Origin of the sequence: Pseudodesulfovibrio sp. S3 (genome assembly GCF_004025585.1) — a bacterium.
Classification (GTDB): Bacteria; Desulfobacterota; Desulfovibrionia; order Desulfovibrionales; family Desulfovibrionaceae; genus Pseudodesulfovibrio.
The window spans coordinates 14,539-30,200 of sequence record NZ_QTZO01000009.1 but is presented as its reverse complement, the minus strand read 5'-3'; the positions used below and the strand labels follow the sequence as shown (position 1 = coordinate 30,200).

At 53.2% G+C, this 15,662-nt stretch carries 18 protein-coding genes; 14 read left to right on the top strand and 4 right to left on the bottom strand.

Annotation, left to right across the window (positions count from 1 at the left end; translation table 11 throughout):
- Window positions 1–136: 136 nt before the first annotated feature.
- Window positions 137–910 (top strand): AAA family ATPase, encoded by a 774-nt coding sequence (locus DWB63_RS11130; RefSeq protein WP_128328915.1) that lies wholly within the window; start codon window positions 137–139, stop codon window positions 908–910.
- 64 nt (window positions 911–974) lie between these two features.
- Here DWB63_RS11130 and DWB63_RS11125 read toward each other — a convergent pair whose 3' ends face one another.
- On the bottom strand, window positions 975–1,400 hold the full coding sequence (locus DWB63_RS11125) for a hypothetical protein (RefSeq protein ID WP_128328914.1): 426 nt from the start codon (window positions 1,398–1,400) through the stop codon (window positions 975–977).
- 94 nt (window positions 1,401–1,494) lie between these two features.
- On the opposite strand from DWB63_RS11125, the gene DWB63_RS11120 reads away from it, so the two are divergent.
- The 3 genes from DWB63_RS11120 to DWB63_RS11110 all read left to right on the top strand — a co-directional run bounded on the left by DWB63_RS11120 (window position 1,495) and on the right by DWB63_RS11110 (window position 4,929).
- The gene (locus DWB63_RS11120) at window positions 1,495–2,412 is read left to right on the top strand and encodes a ParB/RepB/Spo0J family partition protein (protein WP_128328913.1); all 918 of its coding nucleotides are present in this window, start codon (window positions 1,495–1,497) and stop codon (window positions 2,410–2,412) included.
- Window positions 2,413–2,575: 163 nt separating this feature from the next.
- Window positions 2,576–3,586, top strand: a complete 1,011-nt coding sequence (rfaE1, locus tag DWB63_RS11115) for a D-glycero-beta-D-manno-heptose-7-phosphate kinase (RefSeq protein WP_128328912.1) — start codon at window positions 2,576–2,578, stop codon at window positions 3,584–3,586.
- A 47-nt stretch (window positions 3,587–3,633) separates the two neighbouring features.
- Window positions 3,634–4,929 (top strand): ATP-dependent 6-phosphofructokinase, encoded by a 1,296-nt coding sequence (locus DWB63_RS11110; RefSeq protein ID WP_128328911.1) that lies wholly within the window; start codon window positions 3,634–3,636, stop codon window positions 4,927–4,929.
- Between the two features lie 47 nt (window positions 4,930–4,976).
- Here DWB63_RS11110 and DWB63_RS11105 read toward each other — a convergent pair whose 3' ends face one another.
- From DWB63_RS11105 to DWB63_RS11095, 3 genes are all read right to left on the bottom strand, one after another.
- The gene (locus DWB63_RS11105; protein WP_128328910.1) at window positions 4,977–5,381 is read right to left on the bottom strand and encodes a hypothetical protein; all 405 of its coding nucleotides are present in this window, start codon (window positions 5,379–5,381) and stop codon (window positions 4,977–4,979) included.
- Window positions 5,382–5,391: 10 nt separating this feature from the next.
- A complete protein-coding gene (locus DWB63_RS11100; RefSeq protein ID WP_128328909.1) occupies window positions 5,392–5,643 on the bottom strand; it encodes a helix-turn-helix domain-containing protein in 252 nt (83 codons plus the stop codon).
- 488 nt (window positions 5,644–6,131) lie between these two features.
- Window positions 6,132–6,605 (bottom strand): MarR family transcriptional regulator, encoded by a 474-nt coding sequence (locus DWB63_RS11095; protein ID WP_128328908.1) that lies wholly within the window; start codon window positions 6,603–6,605, stop codon window positions 6,132–6,134.
- Between the two features lie 183 nt (window positions 6,606–6,788).
- On the opposite strand from DWB63_RS11095, the gene DWB63_RS11090 reads away from it, so the two are divergent.
- From DWB63_RS11090 to DWB63_RS11045, 10 genes are all read left to right on the top strand, one after another.
- Window positions 6,789–8,189 carry an MATE family efflux transporter gene (locus tag DWB63_RS11090; RefSeq protein WP_128328907.1) on the top strand — a complete coding sequence of 467 codons (1,401 nt, stop codon included), beginning with the start codon at window positions 6,789–6,791 and terminating at the stop codon, window positions 8,187–8,189.
- A 31-nt stretch (window positions 8,190–8,220) separates the two neighbouring features.
- Complete coding sequence (gene larE / locus DWB63_RS11085; protein ID WP_128328906.1) at window positions 8,221–8,982, top strand: ATP-dependent sacrificial sulfur transferase LarE; 762 nt, start codon at window positions 8,221–8,223, stop codon at window positions 8,980–8,982.
- Entirely contained in the window at window positions 8,979–9,728 is a 750-nt protein-coding gene (larB, locus tag DWB63_RS11080; protein ID WP_128328905.1) for a nickel pincer cofactor biosynthesis protein LarB, read from the top strand. Before larE ends, larB begins: the two co-directional genes overlap by 4 nt.
- A gap of 9 nt (window positions 9,729–9,737) precedes the next feature.
- Entirely contained in the window at window positions 9,738–10,514 is a 777-nt protein-coding gene (locus tag DWB63_RS11075; RefSeq protein WP_128328904.1) for a LarC family nickel insertion protein, read from the top strand.
- A complete protein-coding gene (locus DWB63_RS11070) occupies window positions 10,507–11,172 on the top strand; it encodes a DUF3431 domain-containing protein (RefSeq protein WP_128328903.1) in 666 nt (221 codons plus the stop codon). The genes DWB63_RS11075 and DWB63_RS11070 overlap by 8 nt, the downstream gene beginning before the upstream one ends.
- A gap of 43 nt (window positions 11,173–11,215) precedes the next feature.
- Complete coding sequence (locus tag DWB63_RS11065; protein WP_128328902.1) at window positions 11,216–12,436, top strand: ABC transporter permease; 1,221 nt, start codon at window positions 11,216–11,218, stop codon at window positions 12,434–12,436.
- A 241-nt stretch (window positions 12,437–12,677) separates the two neighbouring features.
- Window positions 12,678–13,289 carry a TetR/AcrR family transcriptional regulator gene (locus DWB63_RS11060; protein WP_128328901.1) on the top strand — a complete coding sequence of 204 codons (612 nt, stop codon included), beginning with the start codon at window positions 12,678–12,680 and terminating at the stop codon, window positions 13,287–13,289.
- Window positions 13,290–13,299: 10 nt separating this feature from the next.
- Window positions 13,300–13,821 (top strand): DUF2867 domain-containing protein, encoded by a 522-nt coding sequence (locus DWB63_RS11055; protein ID WP_128328900.1) that lies wholly within the window; start codon window positions 13,300–13,302, stop codon window positions 13,819–13,821.
- Between the two features lie 104 nt (window positions 13,822–13,925).
- Window positions 13,926–14,558, top strand: a complete 633-nt coding sequence (locus tag DWB63_RS11050) for a TetR/AcrR family transcriptional regulator (protein ID WP_128328899.1) — start codon at window positions 13,926–13,928, stop codon at window positions 14,556–14,558.
- A gap of 12 nt (window positions 14,559–14,570) precedes the next feature.
- Entirely contained in the window at window positions 14,571–15,659 is a 1,089-nt protein-coding gene (locus DWB63_RS11045) for an efflux RND transporter periplasmic adaptor subunit (RefSeq protein WP_128328898.1), read from the top strand.
- Window positions 15,660–15,662: the final 3 nt, after the last annotated feature.

The window sequence follows — 15,662 nt, the reverse complement described above, 5'->3', positions numbered from 1 at the left end:
CATTCATTTTAGGACAAGTGAACCCGAGAGAGGACTGTTTCACGTGAAACAAACGCTGCTTGGGTCGGAATGTTTCACGTGAAACAGGCGGCAGGGCCTCGGAAGCATCAAATTGCAGCATCAAAGCGAGGGTTTTGTGGCAAGAAGAATCGTTGTAGCGAATCAAAAGGGCGGGGTCGGCAAGACGACGACTTCGGTCAACTTGTCGGCCGCATTGGCCGTAATGGAAAAAAAGGTGCTCCTGGTGGATTGCGACCCCCAGGGAAATGCCTCCAGCGGGTTGGGTTTCTACCCTGCCGACAAGAGGGAGAACATCTATACGGTCCTGTTTGAGCCCAAGAATGTCCACAAGGCGATCCTCTCAACGGGGATTCCCTTCCTGGATATTCTGCCCGGAACACAAGATCTGGTCGGGGCTGAAATCGAATTGGTGGATAAGTTCGGGCGGGAATACTATCTGCGCGATCTGATTGATCAAGTGGATGCCGAATACGACTTTATCCTCATCGACTGCCCGCCTTCCCTGGGCCTGCTCACGGTCAACGCACTGTGTGCGGCCACAGAGTTGTTGGTGCCGCTTCAGTGCGAGTATTACGCATTGGAGGGCATTGCGCAGCTCTTGATGACCTACGAACTGGTCCGCAAGCGCCTCAACACGGACTTGGATATCCTTGGCGTGGTCCTGACGATGTATGATTCCAGAAACCGGCTGTCCTGGCAGGTGAAGAATGAAGTTCGCAAAGCCTTCCCGCAGCACCTGTTCGACACGATCATTCCGCGGAATGTCCGTCTTTCGGAGGCTCCGAGCTTTGGTAAGCCGGTGATCAACTATGATATCAAATCAAAGGGTGCGGAGGCCTATCTCGCCCTGGCGCAGGAAGTGGCAAAAAGCACTACTGCCAGGGGCTGAGAACGTTCTTTGACAAGCCCGCCCGGGCATGGTTGCCACGGGCGGCGGTATGAGAAAGCGGTGATCAGTACCGCCCTTCCTTGTTGGTGATCTTGGAATCACGGTAGGGAGTGCACTCGGTGGAGATTTTGTCCTTGAAGTGTTTTTTGACAATCTTGGATTGGCAATTCATGCACTTGAAGGCGACCAGTCCGGCCAGATTGGCGCTGGTCAGCCGGAAAAGGCGCGGCTCATCTTGAGCCCAATCTTGGGTGTTGTTGCCGCAATGTTCGCAGGAGACGTCGGTGTCCACGGGGTACGGGAAGTCCCAGTACTCCTGGAGCGTGGCCCAGTCCGAAAGGGGTTCCGAAAAAGTCGGTTCAGCGGGTTGCTCCTGCACCCCGAGGGTTTTCAGGACCTGATCGCGGACGGCTGTCCACGCCTGGGCCGTAAGCAGAGCGCCGATGAGGTTGCCGTTCTTGTCAAAAAGTTCGTTGATATGATCAGACATAATAACTCCGATGGGTTTCGCTTGTCTTCGGGGTTTATAGGCACTTGAGGCTCATTGAGCAAGGGTGAAATTTCAAGCACTAGGAGAGATGTTCATGACATCAAGTAATAGGGGTTTGGGCAGAGGTCTTGATGCGCTGCTCGGAGGCGTGCGCCAGGATGAAAAGGTGACCTCTGACGCAGCCGAGGTGCGCATGATACCCGTGGGTGCCATAGTGCCCAATCCGCATCAGCCCCGCCGTGAGTTTTCCGAGGAAGGACTGAATGATCTGGCCGCATCCATACGCACTCGGGGCGTACTGCAACCGGTTCTTGTCCGCCCTCTTGGCGGTGACAAGTATGAATTGGTGGCGGGAGAGCGTCGGTTGCGGGCTTCCAAGAAGGCTGAGCTGACTGAAATTCCCACCCTGGTTCGCGAGATGACCGACCAGGAAAGCCTGGCCATTGCTCTGATAGAAAACCTGCAACGCGAGGACCTGAATGCCATAGAAGAGGCTCTGGGCTACCAGCAGTTGCAGCAGGAATTCGGTTTAAGCCAGGAAGAGTTGGCAAGGCAGGTTGGTAAGAGCCGATCCGCCGTGGCAAACTCCCTGCGCCTCCTCAATCTGCCCGAAGTCGTGCAAACGGATATCCAGCAAAACACCCTTTCCGCTGGCCATGGACGGGCCATTATGTCCATCAAGGATGCCGAAGCACAGGAACAACTCCACAGACGCATTGCCGAAAACGGCCTTACGGTTCGTCAGGCTGAAGCCCAGGCAACGTTCTACAAGCAGAACGGCCGTCTGCCCGGTGCCGACGAAATAGGCGTTCCATCCGGTTCGGGGAGTGTCAAGACCCCATCCAAGCCCCTGGAGCCGCGTTTGCTTGATCTCCAGGCCGCGCTTTCCGACCTGCTGAACCTTAAGGTTAAAATCGTCGGTTCAATGGAAAAAGGCAAGTTGACAGTAGCTTATGGCGTTGAAGAAGATTTGCGGTCGGTTGCTGGAAAGCTTGGAGTCGAGTTTGAGTAACTCCGCCCTGCAAGGGAGTGATCAAAGTGCGCCGCGGTGAGTGTTTGAATGATGATATATCCTGATCACAGTGATGTTTGACAGGCAGGCGTGCCAAGCCTTGATCGATAAACGCATGATTTCAGATTAGTATAACCGCTCAAAAATACGGATTGTTTACAGTATGTCACATGATTTGATTCTCACTGCGATCACAGCCCTGAAAGGGCATAAGGTCATGATCATTGGCGATCTTATGCTTGACCACTACCTTATGGGCGAGGTTGAACGTATTTCTCCAGAGGCTCCGGTTCCGGTGGTCCGCGTGGAAAAAGAGTCCTTCCTTCTGGGCGGCGCAGGTAATGTGGCCCGCAACATAGCGGCCCTGGGCGGAGAACCGATCCTCATCGGGACCGTGGGGACCGACAGAAACGGCGGCGTGCTGGAAACTCTTTGCCAGGAGGCGGGGTTGACCACCCGGCTCGTCCGCAGTGCCGACCGCCCTACTACAGTTAAAACCCGGATTATCGCGCACAACCAGCAGGTCGTGCGTGTTGACCAGGAATTGGCGGAGCCGCTCGTCTCCGCTGAACTGGACCAACTGTTCCAGGGCCTGGAAACCATGCTGAGCGACTACCCGGTCATCATCCTGTCCGACTATGGCAAAGGGTTGATTTCACAAGAATTCATGGATCGTCTTATGCCGATGGTCAAAGCGTCCCTCACTCCTCCCCTGGTTTTGGTGGACCCGAAAACCGTCAATTATGACCTCTATCAGGGGGTGGACCTGCTTACCCCAAACACCAAAGAGGCAAGCGAGGGTGCCGGCTTGCCTGTGCGGTCGGACAGGGAATCCGTCATTCTTGCCGGACGGGCGCTCTTCAACAGGTTGAACTGCAAGAATCTGCTGATCACGCTGGGTCCGGACGGAATGGCCCTTTTCGAAGGCGAATCCTCGGTCAGGCACATCCCGACTTTTGCCCAAAAGGTTTTTGACGTTACCGGTGCCGGAGATACCGTGATCGCCACTGCGGCACTGGCGCTGTCTGCCGGTCTGGACCTGTTGATGGCTTGTACCCTTGCCAACTATGCAGCCGGTGTGGTTGTCGGCCAGGTTGGGGCGGCATCCGCCAGCCCTGATGATCTGGTGGAAACAGTTACCGAGCTTCCTGAACCCGAAGTGTCTCGATGGTAGCCTATGAATTCGGCGTCTCCGCAATATAACCGCTTGGAGCGTAAGACATGCCTAATATAGATTTCGATACAAAAATCTCCAGCCTCGGTCCGGCAAAGATCAAAACGCCTCTGGAAAAGACCAGGCACATTGATGAGTCTGTGCCGGTAACCCTGATGCTTACCTCGGAGGAGTTGACCGAACTCGATGACAAAATTCTTCAAAAGGATTTTGAAAAAGCAGGCCCTCGCGAGAAAATCTACTTCGATCCTTCCAAGACACGATGTGCCATTGTCACATGCGGCGGTATCTGTCCCGGCATCAATGACGTCATCCGTGCCATCGTCATGGAGGCCTTCTATCACTATGGTATCCGAAAGGTGCTCGGAATAACCAACGGGTTACGGGGCTTCATTCCTAAATATGGCTATGATGTCCAGGAACTTACTCCCCATGGAGTTTCTCATATCCATCAGTTCGGAGGCACCATTCTTTCTTCTTCCCGCGGCCTGCAAGACCCCGAAGAAATTGTCGATTCACTTGAAAGGCTGAATGTGAATATTCTCTTCGTCATCGGGGGAGACGGTGCCATGCGGGCCGCCAAGTCCATTGTCAACGAAGTGTCCAGACGCAAACGGAAGATAGCCATTATCGGTATCCCCAAAACCATTGACAACGATATCAATTTTGTCACCCGCTCCTTCGGATTCGATACGGCCGTGGAAAAGGCTGCGGAAGTCATCCAATGCGCGCATGTCGAAGCCACGGGTGTGGATCGAGGCGTCGGCCTGGTCAAGTTCATGGGGCGTGAAGCCGGGTTCATCGCCGCCCAGGCTACCCTGGCCCTTCAGGAGGTCAACTTCTTGCTGGTCCCTGAACAGAAATTTGCTCTGGATGGGGAAGGAGGACTGATCCATGCCGTGGAAAGGCGGCTCAACGAACGGAAACACGCACTCATCGTGTGTGCCGAAGGCGCTGGCCAGGATCTCCTTGGAGGTAAACTGGAGCGGGATCCCTCCGGTAACCCGAAGCTTGGCGATATCTGCGGCCTGATTGTTGATCGGCTCAAGGCGCATTTTACTGAAAAAGATCTTGAAATGAATATGAAATTCTTTGATCCCAGCTATTTGATACGATCAGTGCCGGCCAATGCCGGAGACCGGGTCTATTGCGGCTTCCTCGGTCAGAATGCAATGCACGCGGCCATGGCAGGAAAAACCGGCATGGTCGTTACCCGGCTGAAGTCGAGCATGGTCCACCTGCCATTGGACCTGGTTGCGGTGAAACGGCGCAGTATCAATATAAATTCAGATTGGTGGTGTGCTGTCATGGAGTCAACTGGGCAAATGGATTATCTCAAATGAAAAAGGGGCCATAAGGCCCCTTTTTTCATGCCGGTAAGGGCATGAAATTATTCGTTGGCTGCCAACTTTCGACGGACCTGCTCGCAGACCTGGCTGCTGCTGGATTCCTTGTCGGATTCCATGGCAACCGCCAACAGTTCGAACAGTTCGTCATAATTGAATTCGAGGCTCAGGCTGCCATTGGTGACAATGCAGCTATCTTCACGTTCTTCAACCCGGTAGGCACGTCGTTCACGGGCATGGCCAATGGCGGAAATGATACCGTAGGCAAGTTTCCCATCTTCACCGCGGTAAAGTTTTTCCATGGTCAACATGCCGGTGCTGTCGTCAAAGTACATCTCTTCGCCGATCAGGCGACCAGTGACATCTACATCCTGTCCGAAATCGTTGGGCAGATTCACATTGAGAATCGGATCGTTTCCGTCATGGCCGCTAAACATTTTTTTCGACATGCATTTCTCCTTAATCAAAAGGAAGTTTGAATTGATCGGATGCAGGTTGTTTCCTTTCAGTGGATACGCAATCCTTCCATCCAGTCTCTATGAATTCAATCAGGGCCTTCTCGGGGACTCTCCATTGGCTCCCGATCTTGATTGCCTGAATACTCCCGCCTGTGATCAGCCTGTAAGCCGTTCGTTGGTGTACCCGTAGAAAGTTCGCAACTTCCCGCACGGTGAGCAGAGTCGGTGGCTTGGGTACATCTGAGTTATCCATATTGTCACATTCTGACCTATGATGTTCATTCTTTGACATAGCCTGTCAAAGATTGTCAACAAAGTACAACGTTGTCCTACAAACTCTAGAAAAAATCTAGAAAAGGGCTATGAAAAATAATTACAGGACGTTGTTGAACATTAGAGAAGTCTATAGCAGAAATCACTGGAAAAAATAATGGGAAAAAATCACAAAGAACACATTTTCTTGCCGGCAATACCCATGGTCGGGATGAATTGAAATTTGTCGGGGAGGTTTGCGAGCAGCCAATGCAATGAAACAAAAGAGTGTTTAATTCCGATATATTAAAGATATCTTGCTTGTTTTACTCGTCAAGGACTGGTAATGAGGGGCACAATCTGCGTGGGGTTGTTGATGCTTGGAGTGTCAGGAAAGTAAATGAGCAAGTGTAAATATTTGATGTGAGTGAGTTGCTTGGGAAAAAGATTGTAGATGGTTGTAGAAAAAGATTATGGAGATTTCAGGGGTCAGTCAGAGACTTCATCAAACAGGATAAGGCACCCTTCTTCGAGATCGGAAGCCACTTGTTCGGTCATTTGATGGAGTATTCGCCGAAAATATTTTCGATCATTGATTGTCAGTCCGGAGTTTACCGTAGCTTGCAGGTCATCGATGGAAGCCGAGACGACCTTCTGGATGGCTCGCCCCGAATCCGTCAGTTGAAGTTGCGTCAACCTGCGGTCGCCCGGTTTTCTGGTAGAAAGCAAGAAGCCGTCGCGTTCCATCCGTTTTAGAGTGTTGGACAAAGTGGCCTGTTCAATGTCGAGCATGGCAAGGAGCTCTTTTTGGGTCACGTTGTCCTGTTGCCAAAGCTGGAACAGAATCTCCAGATAGCCGGGTTTTATTCCGTGGGGCTCCAGTCGTTTTGACAGGCCTTTGGTGTAGAGGCGTGTAAATCTGGAGAGGGAAAAATAAAAGAGATGTTCCGGGTTGTTGCTCAAAAAAACCCCTTATTTCAAGTTGATGCCGGTAATTGTATAGCATGCTGTATGACGCTGTACAATAACAAAAAAACAATCTCATGCGATTGGCAATCATTTGAATAGGCGAAAAGCCGTATTAAAATAAATGATTGGACATTTGTTCAAACGTAGCTAGAGAGTATTCTACTTTGGAGTATATATATGAATATAATGAAGCGTTGGCATAATAAGGGTGGGTATAGAGAAGCCCTTGTCATTGGTTTGCCTCTGATCGTCAGCATGATTTCCATGACGGTCATGACTTTTACTGATCGTATCTTCCTTGGCAACTATTCCATGGAGGCTTTGGCGGCATCGGTTCCTGCCAATATCGCCGCTTTTCTGTTCCTTTCATTCTTCATGGGGATGGCAGAATACACAGGGGTCTTTATTGCGCAATATACGGGCTCCTGCCAGCACCAGAAGGTGGGCATGGCCTTGTGGCAGGGGTTGTGGTTTTGTTTGCCTTCAGGGTTGTTTCTTGCCTCCTTGTGGTTCCTGGCTGAACCTCTGTTTGCCCTGGGAGGGCACCCTGCGGTGGTCCAGTCGCTGGAAATCCAATATTTTCGTATATTGACGCTTGGGAGCGGCGTGTTCCTGGTGGGCCTGTGCATGTCGTCTTTCTTTTCTGGGCGCGGGTTGACCAAAACGGTCATGGTGGTCAGTGTCGCGTCAATTTTTATCAATATTCCGATGGATTATTGTCTGATTAACGGGGTGGGGCCCTTCCCCGAGATGGGTATTGTCGGCGCTGGAATCGCTACGGTAATAGGCTTCACCCTTCCTGTGGTGTGTTACAGTCTGCTCATCTTTACCAAGAAAAACGAGATAACATACAGTGTACGGACTGCCTGGAAACTGGAGCGCGAATCATTGATGCGATATTTGCGTTTCGGATTGCCGGGCGGCGTGGAGTTTTTCCTGGATATCTTTGCTATATCGTTTTTCGTCTTCATGGTCGGTCGTTTCGGTCCGGTGGAGCTGGCTTCCACCAATGCTGTTTTCTCCATATATAATCTGGCATTTTTGCCGACCATCGGGCTACATATCGCGGCCAGTATCATGGTCGGCCAGGCTATGGGAGACCGCAACCCCGCATTGGCGGAGTATTCCACCAAGTCAGTCCTGCACCTCGCATTGGCCTACATGTGCTTCATGGCGGTTGTCTTCATTCTCATACCGGAGCTTCTTCTCAATTTGTTTCGGGCTCGGGGCGAGGCCGGCATCGCATTCACTCCGGTTCTTGAGATGGGTGTGGTTCTGATGCGTTATGCAGCGCTGTTCACAGTGATAGACGCCCTGGTTATAGTGTATATCGGTGGTCTCAAGGGTGCCGGTGACACGCGGTATCCAATGATCGTCATGGGCTCTGCCTCCTTGGCCTGTATGGTCTTTCCTCTACTGGCGCTGAACGCTTTGGAGGTCAGAAGCATTCATGGCCCGTGGCTCTGCCTGCTCTTTTACGTCCTGGTCCTGGCAATCGCCTTTCGGAGCAGGTTCCGTAAGGGGGCGTGGAAATCAATTGAAGTCATAGAACACGACGTTCACCGGGAAAAACGTTGAACCTGTAGCAGGGCTGGGCTAGTCTCCGTTCATGGGCTTTGAATCACTCGTCTCTAATATCCGCAAAAAGGCAGAAGCAAACGATCGCGTCTTGGTTGCCTTGTCTGGTGGCGTTGACAGTGGACTGGTGGCGGCTGCCGCATTTGAAGCTGCGGGGGCGCGCACCATAGCAGCTACTGTCGCGAGTGAGATGACCACTGTGCTTGACCGTGCCCGCGCGATTGAGGTGGCTGCGCATTTAGGCGTGCAACACCGGTTGATTGAGGCAGCGGTATTGGCCGATCCAAAGATAAGTGAAAACTCGGAGAAGCGTTGCTATTACTGCAAACGGCATATCTTCCAGAGGATGCAGGCCGAATTCGGAACGGATTGCCTGGTCTTGGATGGAACCAATGCTGACGATGATCAGAACCGACCGGGATTGCAGGCAGCAAAGGAATTCCAAGTTTATTCGCCACTTTATGAGGTGGGATTCAATAAGGCCCAAGTCCGGAATGTGGCACGGGACAGAGGCTTGCCCTGCTGGGACACCCCTTCTGAAAGCTGTCTCGCCACACGTATTTCTACCGGCACTCCGTTGACCCTTGTCGGTCTCAGTCAGGTTGAGGCCATGGAATCCCTCCTTCACCAGCTTGGGATACCAATCGTCCGAGTCCGGCATGACAATCTGGTGGCAACGGTGGAGTATTCTTCACAGTATTCTGAAATAATTGAAGTAAGCCGTGATAATGTCGTGGCGTTAAGTGTCAGGATCGGGTTTCGATCATGCCTTTTCAAGGAGTTGAGCCAATGAGTCTCGATCAATTGATGGACGATTTCGAGGCAGGCAGGATATCTCGGGATGACTTCAAGAAAGGGGTGCTGGAACGGTCCTTTATTGAAGCTGGTTGTGCCAAGATAGACCATCACCGCGAGTTGCGCACCGGCGGACCTGAAGTTGTTTACTGCCAGGGGAAAACTCCGCAGCAGGTAGCATCCATCTTTGCGCATATGGCGAAGCACAGCGGCAGGGTCTTGGGCACGCGGGCGGATACGGCGCATTTCCAGGCGGTCAACGCTGTTGTGAAGGTCTTGTTCGATGCCGAATCCCGTTTGTTGGTCGTGGGTGAACCTGCGGCAGACCCGATCGGAAAGATCGTTGTGGTGTCGGCCGGGACTTCCGATCAATCCGTGGCCGAGGAAGCCGCTGGAACTGCTGAGTTCCTGGGGAGCCGGGTTGAACGGCATTATGACTGCGGAGTGGCCGGTATCCATAGATTGTTCTCGGTCATGGACGAGATGAACGATGCGTCCGTGATTATTGCCGTGGCCGGAATGGAAGGCGCCCTTCCCTCGGTTATCGGGGGGATGGCCAGGCCGCCGATTGTGGCGGTGCCGACCAGCGTGGGCTATGGTGCCAATTTTCAGGGACTGTCTGCCCTGCTCGCCATGATGAACTCCTGCGCGCCGGGCGTGGGTGTGGTCAACATCGACAATGGCTTTGGGGCGGGTTTTTTAGCGCATAAAATCAATGTGTTGGCTGTAAGCCGGCACTCATAGGCGGAGTTAATGAAAACATTGTACCTCGATTGTTCTACTGGTGTAAGCGGTGATATGCTCCTCGCTTCTCTGGCCCATGCGCTGGAGGAATGGAAGGGGGTGGGCAAGGGGTTTGCCTTTCTCGAACAGGAATTGGACCGTCTGGGTCTCATTGGTTTCGAGCTGCATTGGTCCGAGAAACAGGTTGCAGGTATCAGGACCAACCATGTCGATGTGGTTCAAACGCAGGACCAGCCTTTGAGACACTATTCAGACATACGCAAAATCATAGAAGAAAGCGGCATTGATGGACACGCTGCCCAGCGATCAATGCAAGCCTTGCGCCTATTGGGGGAAGCCGAAGCCAAGGTGCATGGCGTGGACCTGGAGCAGGTACATTTCCATGAGATCGGCGCTGTGGACACTATTGTGGATATTTGCGGAACAATGGTGCTTTTGGAGGCGTTGGGTATAGGAAAGGTAATTGTCTCCCCGGTTGATCTCGGTTCGGGGTTCGTGGACTGCGCCCACGGAAGAATGCCCGTACCTGCGCCGGCTTGTGCGGAACTGGCACAGGGGTTGATTACCTTTGGCTCCGACTGCGCCATGGAGCGGGCAACCCCTACCGGCCTGACTATCTTGCGGACTATTGCGGATGGCTTCGGTTCCATGCCTTTGGGCTCCATACTATCGGTCGGCTATGGATCGGGCGGAAGATCCTCGGATGCGCAGCCGACATCTGTACGGGCATTTGTTTTGGAGTCGGTTGAAGTTGACAAGCCGGTACGGAACCACAAACATGCCTGATAATGTCAAGGTGATCATAGCCAGGTACCAAGAGGACGTGTCCTGGGCGGATGCGTTGGGATATGATTACGTTGTGTACGACAAGGGTGGTAATCAAGATATAACTGCCTGTTTTTTGCCGAATATTGGCAGGGAAGCTCATACCTATTTCACCCACATGGTCAGGGAGTATGATCGACTGAATCCCATGAACGTTTTTTTGCAGGGAGACCCTTTTGATCATATTGATGATCAGGGCCGGGCTTCTGTGGAAACCTTGCGGTTACAACTTGAAGATGTTGCGGATCGCATGGTTCCCTTCAAGGGTTTGGCCTGGTTCAAGCTCAAGTGTGATGCCTTGGGTCGCCCTCATGACCTGCATAAACCGGAAAACCAGGGCCGATGGGCCGGATGGGGACGAGATATCCCGGTGGGCGAGATTTTTACGCGACTTTTCAATACGCCGATGCCTGCTCAGATCATCAGCAGGGCGCCAACGGGCAACTTTTGTGTAACGGGTGAGCGGATTCGGACGCGGCCAAAGCGGTTCTATGAATTCTGTCTGAAGCTCATAGAGGCCGATCCGCAGGATGAGCGCAATACCGGACATGCCTTCGAACGCCTTTGGCAACATGTTTTCAATGGCAATACGGACTGGAATCAGGATAGTTATGAATGAAATCGTGTCCGCCTTCGTCATCGTTAAACAAACGGGGTAACCCATGCTGCCGCTCAATTTTCGCATAGCACTCTCTTCTCTATCTGCGCATAAATTGAGGGCGATTCTAGCCATGCTCGGAGTGTTTCTTGGCGCGTTGGCTTTTACCGGTGTGCAGCATGTTTCCGAAATTATGGTGAAGCAGGCTGAAATGGAAACGGAGAAGCTCGGTCCGAACCTGTTTGCGGTCATGGCGGGAAGAGTGCGATTCACCCGTGGCGGCGGCATACGATTGTCCGGCGTCAAACGCAATTTCATGCTATCGGATGCGCAGGCCCTGATAGACTCCGTTCCGTCCGTACTGGATGGAACCCCCTACGTTTCCGAGTCCATGCCTGTCAGAGGCAACGGCACCGCCGTAGACGCGCAGGTCATGGCTGCATGGCCGAATTATGAAGATATAAGAAGCTTTTATGCTGATATTGGTCATTTTTTCAACTGGCAGGACGTGCGGGACCGGACCAAGGTGTGTGTGCTTGGTCGCAAAATAGCCGAGCGACTTTTCGGCGATCCCGAACGGGCTGTGGGACAGCAGGTCTACATGTTCCGGGCCAGTTTTCGGGTTCTTGGCGTCATGCAGGTCAAAGGGCGTGACGTATCCGGGGTCGACCAGGACGAAATCATGCTTGTTCCCATAACCACCTATATGCGCAGGGCCAGCAACCAGCAGTGGATCAGTGGTGTCTTTTTGCGTTTGTCAAAAGATGCGAGCCTGGATATGGTCAACAGTTCCGTGGAAGCAATAATGCGGGAGCGGCATAATATCGACGAGAGTGAAGACGATGACTTCAGCGCCATGTCCGCCTCGGATGCGATCAAGCTGCAACGCCAGGCACTTGATCTCATGACGACCCTGGGCGGTATCACATCGACCATATCCTTTGCCGTGGGGGGCATGGGTATCCTTTCCATCATGATTCTGGTGGTCAGGGCCAGGCGCGTGGAAATCGGAGTGCGTCGGGCTGTGGGTGGGCGCCGGAGGGACATTGTCAGGCAGTTTCTTTTCGAGTCCGGTCTTATGGCCGGTGTGGGCGGTGGCCTGGGCGTGCTCGTGACCGTAGTTCTCGTGGTGGTTGGCTGTTCAGTGGCCGACTTGCCGATTCTCATCGATTCAGGAAGCCTGGCAACTACCCTGGTCGGTTCCGGTCTGCTCGGCGTGGCCGCCGGTGCCTACCCTGCCTGGCAGGCTGCGAATATTGAGATTCTCGACGTTTTAAAATCATGACACAGTTTACGGCTGTGATTACAGCATGTTGATCCATTCTCATTTAATAAATCAAATTACATAGCGTGCTATTTGTTGCTGGTGGAAAGGGAAAATGTTGTGTCTAAATCGACTGTGTGTCTGAAGGCGGAAACAAGGAGTCGTGAGGCATTTCGCTATCAGCACACCGGCTTGACAGGTTTTCATGACTCCTTTAATGAACATGTTCATAATATGAACGTGTTCATTAAAGGGGAATGTCATGGTCAGGAAACCGTCATTGCAGGAACAGCGAAAGCGGGAAACCCGTCAGCAGATTCAGAAAGCTGCACGGAGTTTGATCATCGAATGCGGGTTTGAAAAAACGACCATGCGTGCTTTGGCCGAGAAAGCCGGGGTTGGCCTCGGTACCATCGCCCTTCACTTCAACGACAAGAAATCCCTGCTGTTTTCCACTTTTTTTGAAGAGATAGGGGAGGTTCTCGGTCAGGCCATTGAATCCATTCCTGGTGATGCGCCTCTCATGGGACAGTTCCGGCATATGTTGCATTGCCTTTATGGTTACTACAGTGAGCAGACCTTGTTTCTCCGGTCCGTGGTCAAGGAGGCATTGTTTGCAACGGGAGAGTGGAAAGAACGATTCGATGCACAACTCATGGAGGCCTTGGGTCTGATCGCTGCAATTGTCGAGAACGGAAAGGCCACAGGAGAAGTGAAACCCGAGGTGTCGGGTGCACACGTGGCCTTGGTTTGTTGGAGTCTGTATCTGAACGGCCTCATCGATGGTCTCAATGCAGAGGAGTTCGATGCGTCGAAACAGGTAGCCCAAGTTGAGCCATTGTTTGAAGTGGTCCTGAACGGTGTCCTTGCATGAGGAGGAAACGATGTTGCGGCATGATGTCGACAGTCTTTCGGGTATGAAAGGCCGGACGGACGGAGCTGATCATGTGGATGTGCAGAGCCTGGACGGGACGATTTCGTTGAAGGCCTTTACGGCCGGAGTGCTTTCCTACCGGCCTGGATGGATGACCGCCCTGTGGCATGTTCGGGTCTGGTTGCTCCGGTTGTTGGGCCAGGGCGAGCGGGAGGTCCCGGACATGGAGCGGTTCACGGAGCAGACCCTGCCGGTGGAGGTGGGCGAACATGCCGGTTTCTTTGAAGTTGTTGCTTCGGACGGGGAAACCTATTGGGTTGCCGAGGGCCGTGAGAGCCATTTGACGGCGGTCCTGGCGGTCTCGACGGAACCTCTGCAAAACGGAATGCGCCGTTTTCACCTGATTACCGTGGTCTGGTATCTGAACCGGGTCGGATGGATATATTTCAACTTCATACGCCCTTTCCATCATCTCGTGGTTTTGTGCGCCATGAGGAAAGTCCTGTCTTTGGAGCGCGGTGTAAAAAAATGATGAAAATGGTCAGGCGGATTTCAAGTATTGTACGCTAATGTGCATAGTTGTAACAAATTGTAAACAGTGTTTACAAAATGAACACGGCTTGCTAGGTGGGGCGCATGAGTACTCAAAATAGGCGTGAACGGGACAAGGAAAAGATGCGTCGGAGCATACTGGATGCGGCCAAGCGTCTCTTCGTGAAAGAGGGGTTCGACAATGTGACGTTGCGGAGGGTCGCCTCCAAGATCGAGTACAGCCCTGCGGCCATTTATAGGTATTTCAAGAACAAACGGGAGATACTGTCCGTGCTGCGCGAAGAGGGGTTTGCCCGATACGTAGAACGGCAGCGGGTCGGGATCGAAACCATTTCCGACCCCATGGAACGCCTTCGAGAAGGCGGTCGGCAATATGTCAGGTTCGCCCTGCGTGAGCCGGAATACTATTACCTCATGTTCAGTACCAGCTGCGAGCAGGTGGATCTCGATGGTGAATGGGCGGCCAGCTCGATGATTTCCTTCAAGAATTTTCGAGCGACAGTGCAAGAGTGCGTGAAGACGGGATATTTCGGGGAGATGGATGTGGATACCCTTGTTTTTGGCCATTGGTCGAGTGTCCACGGCCTGGCCCATCTTATCGGCACGGGTCAGGTTTCTGCGTTGATGGGCGGTTCGTTGGACGTGGATGCGCTGACGGAAAACCTGCTTGAGTTCTGGATGCGGCCCTTTGACAAAGGGCTGACACCAAAAAGATAAAGGCGAAAAATCATGAAATGGATACAGGCGATAATATTGGTATTGATGCTGATGTTCACGGCAGGATGCGGCAATGACCGGCTCGGCGGAGAAGCCGCGAGTGAGGAATCCCTGCCCGGCAGTACTCTGGCGGAGGCGGCCAGCGTCGAGGTCGAGACCCCTTCTGTGCTTCAGGTCAAGTCCACCGAAACCTTTGTGGCCCAGTCCGCTGCGCGTCGGTCCTCCTTGACCGGCTTCACTCGCGCCCGCAACTCCATGACCCTGGTTTCCGAGGAATCCGGGCGTGTGGCCAAGGTTTTGGCCGATGTGGGTGACACCTTGGGCAAGGGCGGACTGTTCGCCGAGTTGGATACCACCTTTATTCAATTGGACCTGGTTGGCAACCGCACGGATCAGGAGCGCCTCAAAAGCGATCTCGACTATAACAAGAAGGAAATGGACCGCTACCAGATGCTGGTAAAGAACAGGACGGCGGCCCAGTCCACCCTGGATTCCAATATCCGTGCCCACCAGTCCGCCTTGCAGCAGCTCCGTGCCAAGCAGGTGGAGGAGCGGGTGCTCATGGAGCGGATGAAGCGGTTTTCCCTGATCGGCCCGTCGGGTTGGAAGGTGATTACCAGGTACATCGAGCCGGGGGAATGGATCACCAAGGGCGAAAAGGTGGCGGAACTCGGCCGGTACGACGTCCTGCTCGTGCCGTTTGCCCTGGCCAGCGAGGAATACCGCGCCCTGAAAACCATGGGTGACACGGTACAGCTCCAATTGACCGACCTTGGCGTGACCATCCCGGCCAAGGTGGCGCGTGTATCCCCGGGGTTTGACGCACAAAGCCGCAAGATCAACGTGGACCTGGAAATCACCAAGGGCGACTTCGAATTTCGTGGAGGCATCAGGACCGAACTGACCATCGATCTGCCCGATCCGGGTGGCGCGGTCATCGTGCCCAAGTCCGCACTCGTCAAGGCCTACGAGGAATACTTCCTCATGACCCCGAGCGGCGATCGGGTGCGCGTGGTGCTGCTTGGCTCCGGTGATGACGAGACACGCCGTGTTTCCGGCTCGGATATCCGTCCCGGTGACGTCTTTCTGCTGAAACCCTAGCGG

What these genes read in the sequence shown, in the direction of transcription:
- DWB63_RS11125 (WP_128328914.1), bottom strand. Translation starts at nt 1,400, where the DNA reads ATGTCTGATCATATCAACGAACTTTTTGACAAGAACGGCAACCTCATC.
- DWB63_RS11120 (WP_128328913.1), top strand. Translation starts at nt 1,495, where the DNA reads ATGACATCAAGTAATAGGGGTTTGGGCAGAGGTCTTGATGCGCTGCTC.
- rfaE1 (WP_128328912.1), top strand. Translation starts at nt 2,576, where the DNA reads ATGTCACATGATTTGATTCTCACTGCGATCACAGCCCTGAAAGGGCAT.
- DWB63_RS11110 (WP_128328911.1), top strand. Translation starts at nt 3,634, where the DNA reads ATGCCTAATATAGATTTCGATACAAAAATCTCCAGCCTCGGTCCGGCA.
- DWB63_RS11105 (WP_128328910.1), bottom strand. Translation starts at nt 5,381, where the DNA reads ATGTCGAAAAAAATGTTTAGCGGCCATGACGGAAACGATCCGATTCTC.
- DWB63_RS11100 (WP_128328909.1), bottom strand. Translation starts at nt 5,643, where the DNA reads ATGGATAACTCAGATGTACCCAAGCCACCGACTCTGCTCACCGTGCGG.
- DWB63_RS11090 (WP_128328907.1), top strand. Translation starts at nt 6,789, where the DNA reads ATGAATATAATGAAGCGTTGGCATAATAAGGGTGGGTATAGAGAAGCC.
- larE (WP_128328906.1), top strand. Translation starts at nt 8,221, where the DNA reads ATGGGCTTTGAATCACTCGTCTCTAATATCCGCAAAAAGGCAGAAGCA.
- larB (WP_128328905.1), top strand. Translation starts at nt 8,979, where the DNA reads ATGAGTCTCGATCAATTGATGGACGATTTCGAGGCAGGCAGGATATCT.
- DWB63_RS11075 (WP_128328904.1), top strand. Translation starts at nt 9,738, where the DNA reads ATGAAAACATTGTACCTCGATTGTTCTACTGGTGTAAGCGGTGATATG.
- DWB63_RS11070 (WP_128328903.1), top strand. Translation starts at nt 10,507, where the DNA reads ATGCCTGATAATGTCAAGGTGATCATAGCCAGGTACCAAGAGGACGTG.
- DWB63_RS11065 (WP_128328902.1), top strand. Translation starts at nt 11,216, where the DNA reads ATGCTGCCGCTCAATTTTCGCATAGCACTCTCTTCTCTATCTGCGCAT.
- DWB63_RS11060 (WP_128328901.1), top strand. Translation starts at nt 12,678, where the DNA reads ATGGTCAGGAAACCGTCATTGCAGGAACAGCGAAAGCGGGAAACCCGT.
- DWB63_RS11055 (WP_128328900.1), top strand. Translation starts at nt 13,300, where the DNA reads ATGTTGCGGCATGATGTCGACAGTCTTTCGGGTATGAAAGGCCGGACG.
- DWB63_RS11050 (WP_128328899.1), top strand. Translation starts at nt 13,926, where the DNA reads ATGAGTACTCAAAATAGGCGTGAACGGGACAAGGAAAAGATGCGTCGG.
- DWB63_RS11045 (WP_128328898.1), top strand. Translation starts at nt 14,571, where the DNA reads ATGAAATGGATACAGGCGATAATATTGGTATTGATGCTGATGTTCACG.